Consider the following 12,771-nt stretch of genomic DNA (forward strand, 5'->3'; position numbering starts at 1 on the left):
TTTCGTTCCGGTCCGCCCTTTACGCGGGCGACCACCTGGAGGCTATATCCCCATGACATCCATCGTCGTGGCGGCGCTGTACAAGTTCGTGACTCTCGACGATTACGTGGCGCTGCGTGAACCCCTGCTGCAAACCCTGCTCGACAACGGTGTGAAAGGCACCTTGCTGCTGGCCGAGGAAGGCATCAACGGCACCGTCTCCGGTAGCCGCGAAGGCATCGATGCGCTGTTCGCCTGGCTGCGCAGCGATCCCCGGCTGGCCGATATCGAGCACAAGGAATCCTACTGCGACGAACAGCCGTTCTACCGCACCAAGGTCAAGCTGAAGAAGGAAATCGTCACCCTCGGCGTGCCTGGCGTCGATCCGAACAAGCAGGTCGGCCAGTATGTCGAGGCGAAGGACTGGAATGCCCTGATCAGCGATCCGGAAGTCCTGCTGATCGATACCCGCAACGACTACGAGGTGGCGATCGGCACCTTCGAGGGCGCGGTCGATCCGAAGACCAGGTCGTTCCGCGAGTTCCCCGAGTACATCAAGGCCCACTACGACCCGGCGCGGCACAAGAAGGTGGCGATGTTCTGCACCGGCGGCATCCGCTGCGAGAAGGCTTCCAGCTACATGCTCGGCGCCGGTTTCGAGGAGGTCTTCCACCTCAAGGGCGGCATCCTCAAGTACCTCGAAGAGGTGCCGCAGGAACAGAGCCTGTGGCGCGGCGACTGCTTCGTATTCGACAACCGCGTGACCGTGCGCCACGATCTTAGCGAGGGCGAGTACGATCAGTGCCACGCCTGCCGCAACCCGGTTTCGCTGGAGGACCGCCAGTCCGAGCACTACGTGCCCGGCATCAGCTGTCCGCACTGCTGGGACTCGCTGAGCGAGAAGACCCGCGCCGGCGCCCGCGAGCGGCAGAAACAGATCGAACTGGCGCGGCAGCGCAACCAGCCGCACCCGCTCGGTCGCGATCCGCGCCAGTCCACGCTGGAGAACTGAACCTTGGCCAAGGCCCGCCTGCTGTACGTGATGGACCCCATGTGCTCCTGGTGCTGGGGCTTCGCCCCGGTCGCCGAGGCGCTGTCCCGGCAGGCGGCCGCCGACGGCGTCGCTTTCCACCTGGTAGCCGGTGGCCTGCGCGCCGGCCACGGCGCGGCGCTCGACCCGAATACCCGCGGCTACATCCTCGGCCACTGGCAGACCGTGCAGCAGACCACCGGCCAGCCGTTCCGCTTCGACGACGCGTTGCCCGATGGCTTCGTCTATGACACCGAGCCGGCCTGCCGGGCCCTGGTGGCGGCGCGCAGCCTCGACGAGGAAAGCACCTGGCCGCTGGTGAGGGCGATCCAGCGGGCGTTCTACGCCGAGGGTCGCGATGTCACCCAGGCGGCGGTGCTCGCCGGCCTGGCGGAAGCGGTGGGGCTTCCGCGCATCGAGTTCGCCGCGGCCTTCGACAGCGGCGAGGCGCGTGACGCCACCGCCGCCGATTTCGCCTGGGTCCAGGACCTCGGCATCGCCGGGTTCCCGACCCTGCTGGCCGAGCGCAACGGCCAACTGGCGTTGCTCACCAACGGCTACCAGCCGCTTGCCGAACTTTCACCCTTGCTCGGCCGCTGGCTGGAACGGGGCCGGCATGAGTGAGCGCGGAGACCGCCTGAGCTGGGCGGAGATTCGTCGACTCGCACTGCGCCACAAGAAAGCCCTGTTGCTCGCCAACCTGGTGGCGGTGCTGGCCACCCTCTGCACCGTGCCGATCCCCTTGCTGCTGCCGTTGCTGGTGGACGAAGTGCTGCTCGGCAAGGGCGACGGCGCGCTGCGTTTCATGGACCGCCTGTTGCCCGCCGACTGGCAGGTGGCGTTCGGCTACATCGGCCTGATGCTGGCGGCGACCCTCCTGTTGCGGGGGGCGGCGCTGGTGTTCAACGTGCTCCAGGCGAAGCTGTTCGCGCGGCTGTCCAAGGACATCGTCTACCGCATCCGCCTGCGTCTGATCGAGCGCCTCCGGCATATCGCCCTGGGCGAATACGAAACCCTCGGCGGCGGTTCGATCAGCGCCCACCTGGTGACCGACCTGGACACCCTGGACAAGTTCGTCGGGGAAACCCTCAGCCGCTTCCTGGTCGCCTTGCTGACGCTGCTCGGCACCGCCGCGATCCTGGTCTGGATGCACTGGCAGCTGGCCTTGCTGATCCTGCTGTTCAACCCGCTGGTGATCTGGTCCACGGTGCAGCTGGGCAAGCGCGTCAAACATCTCAAGAAGCTCGAGAACGACAGCACCGCGCGCTTCACCCAGGCGCTCACCGAGACCCTCGAGGCGATCCAGGAAGTCCGCGCCGGCAATCGCCAGGGCTATTTCCTCGGCCGCCTCGGCCACCGCGCCCAGGAGGTCCGCGACTACGCCGTGGCCTCGCAATGGAAGAGCGACGCCGCCGGGCGCGCCAGCGGCCTGCTGTTCCAGTTCGGCATCGACGTGTTCCGCGCCGCGGCGATGCTCACCGTGCTGCTCTCGGACCTGTCGATCGGCCAGATGCTCGCGGTGTTCAGCTACCTCTGGTTCATGATCGGTCCGGTCGAACAGCTGCTCGGCCTGCAATACGCCTACTACGCCGCTGGCGGCGCGTTGCAGCGGATCAACGAGTTGCTGGCGCGGGCCGACGAGCCGCGCTACCCGCCGCTGCGCGATCCGTTCGCCGGCCGCACGACCGTTGGCATCGAGGTGCGCGGGCTGGATTTCGCCTACGGCGAGGACAAGGTCCTGGAGCAGTTGGACCTGAACATCGGCGCCGGCGAGAAGGTTGCCCTGGTCGGCGCCAGCGGCGGCGGCAAGAGCACGCTGGTGCAACTGCTGCTCGGCCTCTACAGTGCGCAGCGCGGCAGCATCCGCTACGGCGGGGTGCCCCTGGAGGAAATCGGCCTGGACTGCGTGCGCGAACATGTCGCGGTGGTCCTCCAGCATCCGGCGCTGTTCAACGACAGCGTGCGGGCCAACCTGACCATGGGCCGCGAACGCAGTGACCAGGCCTGCTGGCGGGCTTTGGAGATCGCCCAGTTGGCCGACGGCGTGCGGCGCCTGCCGCAGGGGCTGGACACCGTGGTCGGGCGTTCCGGGGTGCGCCTGTCGGGCGGTCAGCGGCAGCGCCTGGCGATCGCCCGGATGATCCTCGCCGAGCCCAAGGTGGTGATCCTCGACGAGGCCACCTCGGCCCTCGACGCCGCTACCGAGTACGCCCTGCACCAGGCGCTCGGCGACTTCCTCGAAGGCCGCACCACATTGATCGTGGCCCATCGGCTGTCGGCGGTGAAGCAGGCCGACCGGGTCCTGGTCTTCGATGGCGGGCATATCGCCGAAGACGGCGATCACCAGCAACTGATCGCCGAAGGCGGCCTCTACGCCCGGCTCTACGGACATCTGCAACAGATGTGAGGCGCCAGGCTGTCGCCTGGCGGTTTTTCTCGTATATTCCATATAAGACATCCGGTTTTTATTGGCTGCGGCAATAAAAAACGCTGTCTGTTCCGCCAGGTGCAGGGCAGGTTCGGCAAACAGCCACTAGACTCCTACTGTTTGCCAGGTGTCCGCCTCCTCCAGCGTCGTGGCTGCCGGCAGGCAAGGCCTCGGGAGTTCTGCGACGGGATCTTGAGCGGCCGACAGGTGATGCAGTCAGGGGCGACGGAGACGGCGCCCGATCGCTTAGCGCCAGTTTGAATGGTAGATGGAATGAGGCAGAACCGGACTCTCGACAAGCCCCGCCTGCTCGGCCTGGTATGGCCCTTCATCGTCGTGGTGCTGCTGCAGGCCATGCTGGCGGGCGGCAGTCTCTACGTCCTCTCCGCGGTGCGCAGCTATGTCGGCGGCGAAAGCCTCTGGTCGAAGGGCCAGAAGGATGCCATCTACTACCTCACCCTCTATGCCGACTCACGCGCCGACGAAGACTTCCGCCGCTACGAGGAGGCCATCGCGATCCCCCTCGGCGACCGCGAGATGCGCCTTGCCCTGGACCAGCCCGACCCGGACATCGAGGCGGCCCGCCAGGGCATCCTCAAGGGCGGCAACCATGCCGACGACGTTACCGCGATCATCTGGCTGTACCGCAACTTCCACGACTTCAGTTACTTCGAGCGCGCCATCGAGCTGTGGCTGGTGGGCGACAAGTACGTCATGGAACTGATCGACGTCGCCGGCAAGATGCGCGCGGGCATCGGCGCCGGGCAGGCCAGCGCCGAGCAGGTGCAACAGTGGAAGACCGAGATCCACGCGATCAACGAGAAGGTCACGCCGGCGGCCAAGGCCTTCAGCGACGCCCTCGGCGAGGGCTCGCGGGCCTTGCTCAGGCTGCTGCTGGTGGCCAACCTGACCACCGCCAGCGTGCTCATCCTCCTGGCGTTCCTGCGGACCCGGCAGCAACTGATGCAGCGCCAGGAAGTGGAGAACGCCCTCGATGCCGAGCGCGAACGGGCCCAGATCACCCTGGCCTCGATCGGCGACGGGGTGATCACCGCCGACACCCAGGGGGGCATTTCCTACCTCAACCCGGCCGCCGAGCAGATGACCAACTGGACGCTGGACAAGGCCCGCGGCCTGCCCCTGGCGTCGCTGTTCCGGATCGTCGACGAAAGCTCGCGGGAGGAGGGCATGCTGCTGATCGAGCAGATCCTCAGCGGCGAGATCGACGGCGGTCGCGAGCATTCCAAGCTGGTTCTGCGTCACGACGGCAGCAGCGTGCCGGTGACCCTGGTGGGCGCGCCGATCCACCGTGGCGGCGAGATCACCGGGGTGGTCCTGGTGCTTCACGACATGACCCGCGAGCGCCAGTACATGGCGCGCCTGTCCTGGCAGGCGACCCACGATGCGTTGACCGGGCTGACCAACCGCCGCGAGTTCGAGTATCGCCTGCAGATAGCGCTGGAACGCCTGGAGCGCAACAGCGGGCGGCACGCCCTGATGTTCCTCGACCTGGACCAGTTCAAGCTGGTCAACGACACCTGCGGCCACGCCGCCGGCGACGAACTGCTGCGCCAGGTCTGTACCCTGCTGCAGCAAGGCTTGCGCGAGGGCGACACGCTGGCGCGGCTGGGCGGCGACGAGTTCGGCATCCTGCTGGAGAACTGTCCGGCGGAAAAAGCCGTGGAGATCGCCGACCATCTGCGCAAGACCATCCAGGACCTGCACTTCACCTGGAGCGGGCAGCCGTTCAACTGCACCGTCAGCGTTGGCCTGGTGCACCTGCTGCCGGGTATCTCGACCCTCGAGGAGGCGCTGCGCTCCGCCGACATGGCCTGCTACATGGCCAAGGAAAAGGGCCGCAACCGGGTCCAGGTGTTCCATCAGGACGACGTCGAACTATCGATGCGCTTCGGCGAGATGACCTGGGTCCAGCGCATCCACCTGGCGCTGGAGGAAGACCGCTTCAGTCTCTATGCCCAGCCCATCGTGCCGCTGGGCGAAGGTGCGGAGGAGGGCTTGCACGTCGAACTGCTGCTGCGCCTGCGCGACGAGGGCGGGCGCCTGGTGCCGCCGCTGAGCTTCATACCCGCCGCCGAGCGCTACGGCCTGATGACGCTGATCGATCGCTGGGTGGTGGAGAATGCCTTCCGCACCCTTGTCGAACGCGCCCAGGACCCTCGCGCCGAGCCGATCGGCACCTGCGCCATCAACCTCTCCGGCGCGACCATCGGCGACGAGTCGTTCCTGCAGTTCCTCACCGAGCTGTTCGCCCGTTACCGCATTCCGCCGCAGACGATCTGCTTCGAGGTCACCGAAACCGTGGCGGTTGCCAACCTGGCCAGCGCCATCCGCTTCATCAACGAGCTCAAGGACACCGGCTGTCGTTTCTCCCTGGACGATTTCTGCGCCGGCATGTCGTCCTTCATCTACCTCAAGCACCTGCCGGTGGATTACCTGAAGATCGATGGCAGCTTCGTCAAGGACATGCTCGAGGATCCCATCGATCGCGCCATGGTCCAGGTGATCAACCATATCGGCCACGTGATGGGCAAACGTACCATCGCGGAGTTCGTCGAGACCGTCGAAGTCATGGAAGCGCTGCGCGAGATCGGCATCGACTATGCCCAGGGCCTGGCCATCGGCGCGCCCCTGCCGTTCAGTCGCCAGCCTCCGGGGGCTGGAGTGGATGCCCAAGGCCTGTGGCCGAGCCTGGGACAGAACCTCCGGTAGGTGACCGCGGGGCGAAGAAAGAGTAGTTTCGCTGCTATGAGGCCGTTGCCGACAAGAAGAGAAGGGAGACGGGTGTGAGCGAGTTCTTTGACCGTACGGGCCCCTTGCAGGAGGCGGGAAGCTATCCGCAGTGGGCGCAGCAACTGATCGTCGACTGCCAGGCGAGCAAGGACCGGGTTTCCGGTCACGAGCTGTACCGGCGCATGCGCGACGCCGAGCTGAGCCCGGCGCTGATGCGCCTGTACCTGATCGGCGGCTGGCCGGTGGTCGAGCAGTTCCCCTTGTACATGTCGCAGAACCTGCTGAAGACCCGTTTCGCCCGCCATCCCGGCGAAGACATGGCGCGCCGCTGGCTGATGCGCAACATTCGGGTCGAACTCAACCACGCCGACTACTGGCTGCACTGGGCCGAGGCCCACGGCGTGAGCCTGGCCGAGATCCAGGCGCAAGACGTGCCGGCCGAACTGCACGCGCTCAGCCACTGGTGCTGGCACACCTGCGCCAGCGACTCACTGGCGGTGGCCATGGCCGCCACCAACTACGCCATCGAAGGCGTCACCGGCGAGTGGTCGGCGCTGGTCTGTTCGAACGGCGTCTACGAAAACGCCTTCCCCAAGGAAGGCCGCAAGCGCGCCATGAAGTGGCTCAAGCTCCACGCCCAGTACGACGATGCCCACCCCTGGGAGGCGCTGGAGATCATCTGCACCCTGGCCGGCACCAATCCCAGCGCCGAGCTGCGCCGGCAACTGCGCGACGCGATCTGCAAGAGCTACGACTACATGTATCTGTTCCTCGAGCGCTGCATGCAGCTGGAGGAGGCGCGCAGCGCCCGCAAGCTCGCGGTCGGCGCGGAGTAGTCTTGCGCGCAGCGGAATCCCGGCATGTTCCGCCGGGATTCCGCTGGTCCTCAAGGCACCAGGATGATCTTCTCGCAGGTGCCTTCGTTCACTGCCCGGTACTGCTCAACGCCCTGCTCCAGCGGGACTTCCCGCAGCCCGTCCGGCAGCGGCAGGCGGCCCTGGTCGAACAGCTTGCCGAAGGCGTCGAGGAAGCCTGCGCAGGCTTCCACGCCATAGAGCAGCGAGTTGATCCCCACCACCGAGCCACCGCGGCGGTACAGGTTCAATGCGGGTAGGCGCACATGGCCGTCGGCCGGTGCGGCGATGATCGCCAGGCGACCGAAGGCGGCCAGCGCCGGGACCGCCGCCTCGAGCCAGAAACCGGTCGTATCGAAGATCACCTCGGCCCCGCCGGGGAAGATCCCTTCCACCTGTGCCGCCAGCTCGGCCGGCTCGCCCAGCAGCAGCGCGGCGATGCCCTGCGTTTCCAGCGCCTGGCGTTGCTCCTCGCGCCGCACCGCGCCGATCGCTTCGGCCCCCAGGGCCTTGGCCAGCGCCAGCGCGGCCTTGCCGACCGCGCCGTTGGCGCCGATTACCAGGAGCCGGGTGCCGGCCTTGACCTGGCTGCGTTGCAGGGCGTCCCAGGCGGTGCTGTAGGGCACCCCGCAACTGGCGGCCTGGGCGAAGCTCAGGCTTTCCGGCTTGAGCGCGACGCCGGCGGCCGGCAGGGTCAGGAACTGCGCGTGGCTACCGTCGCGGAAGAATCCCGGCTCCCGCCCGGTGCCCCAGACCGCCTGGCCGAGCAGAGCCTTCGGTCCCTCCACCACCACCCCGGCGAAGTCGCGGCCCGGTACCCGGGGCAGGGTGGTATAGGGGAAGCGGCCGAGGACGTTCTTCACGTCGCTCGGATTCAGCCCGGCGGCGCGGATTTCCACCCGCACCTCATCGGCGGCGGGAAGCGGGTCGGGCATGTCCACCAACTCGAGGGCGGCGAGGTCGCCGGTACGGTCGAATTGCAGTGCTTTCATCGGGGGCTCCGTGTCGTCGCGGCGATCAGTGCAGCCACTGCTGCAGCAGGTCGCGGCCAAGGGGGAAAAGCTGTTCGCCGAGCTGCATGCCAAGCAGGCCGACCAGGGCGATGGCGGGGGGCGCCGGCGAGCGGAAGTCGAGGACGGCGTAGAGCGCGCCGACCAGCAGGCCGATGCCGAGGGAGATCAGGTAGTTCATGGCGGCTGACAGGGACGGTGAACGATGGTGCCAGTCTAGTTGGCCGAAAAAACATCTATCGGCCAATAGCTATCGAATACCGGTCAAGGCTGGAACGGCTGGTGATGCTCGGCCCTGTACTCGGTGGGAGAGACGCCCAGCTCGCGGCGGAACATGTCGCTGAAGGCGCTCGGCGTATATCCCAGGGCATGGGCGATGCCTGCCACCGGACGGCCATCGATCAGTGCGGCGGCGGCGGTCGCCAGCTGCACCTGCCGCCGCCAGTCGGCAAAGCCCATGCCCAGGCTGCGCTGGAACAGGCGCGAGAGGGTCCGCACGCTGGCCCCGGCGTCTTCAGCCAGGCGCTCCAGGCCGATGTCCAGGGAGGGATTGGCCATCACCGCCTGGCACAGCGCGAGCAGGCGCCTGTCGGAGGCGTCCGGCAGCGGTACGCGGAGGCTGGAACGGCGCGCGCGGCCGAGTTCGAGCACGGCGAGATCGGCCAGCGCCCGATAGTAGTCGGGGTCGCTCTGCCGTTCCTGCTCCACCAGGCTGACGATCAGCTCGCGCAGCAGCGGGCCGACCACCAGCACCAGGGTGCGGTCCTCCAGGCCGCGGGAGAGTTCCGGGCTCAGGTAGATGTTGCGCATCTGCAACTCGGAGGCGACCCGCACCGCATGGCGCAGGCCCGGAGGCAACCAGACCGCCCGTTGCGGCGGGACCGGCAGGGCCTCGTCGGGCGTCTCCAGCCACATCATCCCGGACACCGCATAGAGCACCTGGCCCCAGGCGTGCTCGTGGGCATCGACGCGGTGCCCGGCAGGATAGCTGCGGGCAACGCCGCGCAGGGGCCGGCGGCTGTCGCTCAGGTCGGGTGGGGCGGGTCGTGCCATGGGAATGCCGTCGCGGAGGAAAGACGCAGGTTAACCGCTTGACGCCGATCATGCAGCGCCGGCTTTCAGCGCAGCCGTGACAGCGCTGCTGGCAGCTTTTCGCACCGCACTGTAAAGATAACTTTACGAAGACCGGGCGTTCGCCATGCATGCCGCCGGCGCGTAAGGAATAGTTGCCAGAAACCCTGCGCCAGGCCCTGTGCCGGGCCCTGCCGACGGCTTGTCCGCCGCGCCGCCACGGGGTGAGATGAAGGCATCTCCCATGTCGTCGGCCGCCTGGACCGGCGGCGGTCCATTCAACAAGAACAACGAGGAGGCCGGATGAACGCCGTGGCCAAGATCGAACAGCACAATCCCATCGGTACCGACGGATTCGAATTCGTCGAGTTCACCGCCCCCGACGCCAAGGGCATCGAGCAGCTGCGCCAGCTGTTCAACATGATGGGCTTCACCGAAACCGCCAAGCATCGTTCCAAGGAAGTCTTCCTGTTCCAGCAGAACGATATCAACATCGTGCTCAACGGCAGCCCGACCGGGCATGTCCATGAATTCGCCCTCAAGCACGGCCCGAGCGCCTGCGCCATGGCCTTCCGGGTGAAGAACGCTTCCCAGGCCGCCGCCTACGCCGAATCCCAGGGCGCCAAGCTGGTGGGCAGCCACGCCAACTTCGGCGAGCTGAACATCCCTTCCCTGGAAGGCATCGGCGGTTCGCTGCTGTATCTTGTCGACCGCTACGGCGACCGCAGCATCTATGACGTCGACTTCGAGTTCATCGAAGGCCGCAGCGCCAACGACAACTCGGTCGGCCTGACCTACATCGACCACCTGACCCACAACGTCAAGCGCGGCCAGATGGACGTCTGGTCCGGTTTCTACGAGCGCATCGCCAACTTCCGCGAGATTCGCTACTTCGACATCGAAGGCAAGCTCACCGGCCTGTTCTCCCGCGCCATGACCGCACCTTGCGGGAAGATCCGCATCCCGATCAACGAGTCGGCCGACGATACCTCGCAGATCGAGGAATTCATCCGCGAATACCATGGCGAAGGCATCCAGCACATCGCCCTGACCACCGACGACATCTATGCCACCGTGCGCAAGCTGCGCGACAACGGCGTGAAGTTCATGTCGACCCCGGACACCTACTACGAGAAGGTCGACACCCGCGTCGCCGGGCATGGCGAGCCGCTCGAGCAACTGCGCGAACTGAACCTGCTGATCGACGGCGCCCCGGGCGACGACGGCATCCTGCTGCAGATCTTCACCGACACGGTGATCGGCCCGATCTTCTTCGAGATCATCCAGCGCAAGGGCAACCAGGGCTTCGGCGAGGGCAATTTCAAGGCCCTGTTCGAGTCCATCGAGGAAGACCAGATTCGCCGCGGCGTGATCTGATCCCGCTGCCGCCAGCCTGTTCCGGGGCTGGCGGTTTTCCTTGCGCTCCGCGTTTCCGTTCCAGCGGCGCCGATCGCGCCAGCCTTGCCCGCACCGCCGAGCCACGAGCCTGGCGGCCCATTCACGTCACGTACAACAACAAACAGGTGACGCATGATCCGTGAGTCCTCCCTCCGCCCAGCCGACCGCCCGCCGCCACGCGCCCCGCATGGCGCCCGCCGTGCGCCTGCCGCCTGAGCCGCACGGCCCCGTTTCGCCTCCGACAACAATAAATTTCCACTTGCGTGAGATAATTCAATGGACGGCCAACATCCGCATTCGGGCGAGCTCAAGCGCGGCCTGAAGAATCGTCACATCCAGTTGATCGCCCTCGGCGGCGCCATCGGCACCGGCCTGTTCCTCGGCTCGGCCGGGGTGCTCAAGTCGGCGGGCCCGTCGATGATCCTCGGCTACGCCATCGCCGGCTTCATCGCTTTCATGATCATGCGCCAGCTCGGCGAGATGATCGTCGAGGAGCCGGTCGCCGGCTCCTTCAGCCACTTCGCGCACAAGTACTGGGGCGGCTTCGCCGGCTTCCTCTCCGGCTGGAACTGCTGGGTGCTGTACATCCTGGTCGGGATGTCGGAACTGACCGCGGTCGGCAAGTACATCCACTACTGGTGGCCGGAGGTGCCGACCTGGGCCACGGCGGCGTTGTTCTTCGTCGTCGTCAACGCGATCAACCTGGCCAACGTCAAGGCCTTCGGCGAAGCCGAGTTCTGGTTCGCGATCATCAAGGTGGTGGCGATCATCGGCATGATCCTGCTCGGCTGCTACCTGCTGTTCAGCGGCAGCGGCGGTCCGCAGGCTTCGGTGAGCAACCTCTGGGCACACGGCGGTTTCTTCCCCAACGGAGTGAGCGGCCTGGTGATGGCCATGGCGATCATCATGTTCTCCTTCGGTGGCCTGGAAATGCTCGGCTTCACCGCGGCCGAGGCGGACAAGCCGAGGACGGTGATCCCGAAGGCGATCAACCAGGTGATCTATCGCATCCTGATCTTCTACATCGGCGCCCTGGTCGTGCTGCTCTCGCTGACGCCCTGGGACAGCCTGCTGCAGACCCTCAACGCTTCCGGCGATGCCTACAGCGGCAGCCCGTTCGTGCAGATCTTCTCGATGATCGGCAGCGGCACTGCCGCGCACCTGCTGAACTTCGTGGTGCTCACCGCCGCACTGTCGGTGTACAACAGCGGCACCTATTGCAACGGCCGCATGCTTCTCGGCCTGGCCGAGCAGGGCGATGCCCCGCGCGCGCTGGCCAGGGTCGACAAGCGCGGCGTACCGGTACGCGCCCTGGTGGTATCGGCGCTGGTGACCTTCCTCGCGGTGGTGGTGAACTATGTGATCCCGCACCAGGCGCTGGAGCTGCTGATGTCGCTGGTGGTGGCGGCGCTGGTGATCAACTGGGCGATGATCAGCATGGCGCACCTGAAGTTCCGCGCGCAGATGGACCGCCAGGGCACCCGCACGCACTTCCGCGCGTTCTGGTATCCGTACGGCAACTACCTGTGCATGGCCTTCGTGGTGTTCATCCTCGGCGTCATGTTGCTGATCCCCGGCATCCAGGTCTCGGTCTATGCCATCCCGGTCTGGCTGCTGGTGATGTGGGCCTGCTACCGACTCAAGGGAGCCCCGCGGCCGATGCCGGGCCTGCGGGTGAAGCCGGTCACCGAGTGATCGATGGGGCGCCGGCGCGCAGAGGAGAGGGGAGCGCTCCTTTGCGTGTCCCGGCGGCCCACAAGACTTTTTCTAGGGGCGCCTGTCGTTGACGCGGCAGGTGCCGAATTCCTACAGTGGCAGCGCCATTTTTTCTCGTTAGAGGGATTTCCATGAAAAAAGCGCTCTGGCTGCTTCTGGCTGCCGTTCCCGTGGTCCTGGTCGCCTGCGGCGGCAGCGACGACGACAAGCAGACCGCCCAGGTCGATTACCTGGCCCTGCCGGGGGATGCCAAGCTGGATACCCGCAGCGTCGACTACAAGTGCGAGAACGGTCGCAAGTTCACCGTGCAGTACCTGAACAAGGGCGACAACAGCCTCGCCGTGGTGCCGGTCAGCGACAACTCGACGCTGGTCTTCAGCAATGTGATTTCCGCCTCCGGCGCCAAGTACGCCGCCGGCCAGTACATCTGGTGGACCAAGGGCGAGGAAGCCACCCTCTACGGCGACTGGAAGGGCGGCGAGCCCACCGACGGGGTCGCCTGCAAGGAGCGTTGAGTTCGACCTGGCGCCTTAG

11 protein-coding genes are annotated in these 12,771 nt (G+C 66.4%); 8 read left to right on the forward strand and 3 right to left on the reverse strand.

Features of this window, described 5'->3' with window-relative positions:
* Window positions 1-52 precede the first annotated feature (52 nt).
* From FHW81_RS12530 to FHW81_RS12550, 5 genes are all read left to right on the forward strand, one after another.
* Complete coding sequence (locus FHW81_RS12530; RefSeq protein WP_003085861.1) at window positions 53-991, forward strand: rhodanese-related sulfurtransferase; 939 nt, start codon at window positions 53-55, stop codon at window positions 989-991.
* 39 nt (window positions 992-1,030) lie between these two features.
* Window positions 1,031-1,633, forward strand: coding sequence for a DsbA family protein (locus tag FHW81_RS12535; protein WP_049950152.1), 603 nt, complete (start codon window positions 1,031-1,033; stop codon window positions 1,631-1,633).
* Complete coding sequence (locus FHW81_RS12540) at window positions 1,626-3,416, forward strand: ABC transporter ATP-binding protein (RefSeq protein WP_003106581.1); 1,791 nt, start codon at window positions 1,626-1,628, stop codon at window positions 3,414-3,416. Before FHW81_RS12535 ends, FHW81_RS12540 begins: the two co-directional genes overlap by 8 nt.
* A 294-nt stretch (window positions 3,417-3,710) precedes the next feature.
* Window positions 3,711-6,167: an EAL domain-containing protein gene (locus FHW81_RS12545; RefSeq protein WP_003106578.1), complete on the forward strand. Its 2,457-nt coding sequence runs from the start codon at window positions 3,711-3,713 to the stop codon at window positions 6,165-6,167.
* Window positions 6,168-6,241: 74 nt separating this feature from the next.
* On the forward strand, window positions 6,242-7,024 hold the full coding sequence (locus FHW81_RS12550) for a TenA family transcriptional regulator (protein ID WP_003106577.1): 783 nt from the start codon (window positions 6,242-6,244) through the stop codon (window positions 7,022-7,024).
* Window positions 7,025-7,074: 50 nt separating this feature from the next.
* On the opposite strand, the gene FHW81_RS12555 is transcribed toward FHW81_RS12550, so the two are convergent.
* The 3 genes from FHW81_RS12555 to FHW81_RS12565 form a co-directional block, all read right to left on the reverse strand.
* Complete coding sequence (locus tag FHW81_RS12555; RefSeq protein ID WP_003106575.1) at window positions 7,075-8,034, reverse strand: quinone oxidoreductase family protein; 960 nt, start codon at window positions 8,032-8,034, stop codon at window positions 7,075-7,077.
* A 25-nt stretch (window positions 8,035-8,059) separates the two neighbouring features.
* Window positions 8,060-8,233, reverse strand: a complete 174-nt coding sequence (locus FHW81_RS12560; protein ID WP_003106572.1) for a DUF1427 family protein — start codon at window positions 8,231-8,233, stop codon at window positions 8,060-8,062.
* A gap of 83 nt (window positions 8,234-8,316) precedes the next feature.
* A complete protein-coding gene (locus FHW81_RS12565; RefSeq protein ID WP_003106570.1) occupies window positions 8,317-9,105 on the reverse strand; it encodes an AraC family transcriptional regulator in 789 nt (262 codons plus the stop codon).
* A gap of 321 nt (window positions 9,106-9,426) precedes the next feature.
* Between FHW81_RS12565 and hppD the strand changes: the two genes are divergently transcribed.
* The 3 genes from hppD to FHW81_RS12580 all read left to right on the forward strand — a co-directional run bounded on the left by hppD (window position 9,427) and on the right by FHW81_RS12580 (window position 12,752).
* Complete coding sequence (gene hppD, locus FHW81_RS12570) at window positions 9,427-10,500, forward strand: 4-hydroxyphenylpyruvate dioxygenase (RefSeq protein ID WP_003106569.1); 1,074 nt, start codon at window positions 9,427-9,429, stop codon at window positions 10,498-10,500.
* 297 nt (window positions 10,501-10,797) lie between these two features.
* Window positions 10,798-12,216, forward strand: a complete 1,419-nt coding sequence (locus tag FHW81_RS12575; protein ID WP_003085884.1) for an amino acid permease — start codon at window positions 10,798-10,800, stop codon at window positions 12,214-12,216.
* A gap of 152 nt (window positions 12,217-12,368) precedes the next feature.
* Window positions 12,369-12,752, forward strand: coding sequence for a lysozyme inhibitor (locus tag FHW81_RS12580; RefSeq protein ID WP_003085889.1), 384 nt, complete (start codon window positions 12,369-12,371; stop codon window positions 12,750-12,752).
* Window positions 12,753-12,771: the final 19 nt, after the last annotated feature.

This window comes from Pseudomonas sp. RC10-4-2, from assembly GCF_050433085.1.
GTDB classification, from domain to species: domain Bacteria; phylum Pseudomonadota; class Gammaproteobacteria; order Pseudomonadales; family Pseudomonadaceae; genus Pseudomonas; species Pseudomonas aeruginosa.

Bases quoted from the DNA above. Each gene is read 5' to 3' on its own strand.
- FHW81_RS12575 (WP_003085884.1), top strand. From the start codon at position 10,798: ATGGACGGCCAACATCCGCATTCGGGCGAGCTCAAGCGCGGCCTGAAG.
- FHW81_RS12580 (WP_003085889.1), top strand. From the start codon at position 12,369: ATGAAAAAAGCGCTCTGGCTGCTTCTGGCTGCCGTTCCCGTGGTCCTG.
- FHW81_RS12565 (WP_003106570.1), bottom strand. From the start codon at position 9,105: ATGGCACGACCCGCCCCACCCGACCTGAGCGACAGCCGCCGGCCCCTG.
- FHW81_RS12560 (WP_003106572.1), bottom strand. From the start codon at position 8,233: ATGAACTACCTGATCTCCCTCGGCATCGGCCTGCTGGTCGGCGCGCTC.
- FHW81_RS12555 (WP_003106575.1), bottom strand. From the start codon at position 8,034: ATGAAAGCACTGCAATTCGACCGTACCGGCGACCTCGCCGCCCTCGAG.
- FHW81_RS12545 (WP_003106578.1), top strand. From the start codon at position 3,711: ATGAGGCAGAACCGGACTCTCGACAAGCCCCGCCTGCTCGGCCTGGTA.
- FHW81_RS12540 (WP_003106581.1), top strand. From the start codon at position 1,626: ATGAGTGAGCGCGGAGACCGCCTGAGCTGGGCGGAGATTCGTCGACTC.
- FHW81_RS12530 (WP_003085861.1), top strand. From the start codon at position 53: ATGACATCCATCGTCGTGGCGGCGCTGTACAAGTTCGTGACTCTCGAC.
- FHW81_RS12535 (WP_049950152.1), top strand. From the start codon at position 1,031: ATGTGCTCCTGGTGCTGGGGCTTCGCCCCGGTCGCCGAGGCGCTGTCC.
- hppD (WP_003106569.1), top strand. From the start codon at position 9,427: ATGAACGCCGTGGCCAAGATCGAACAGCACAATCCCATCGGTACCGAC.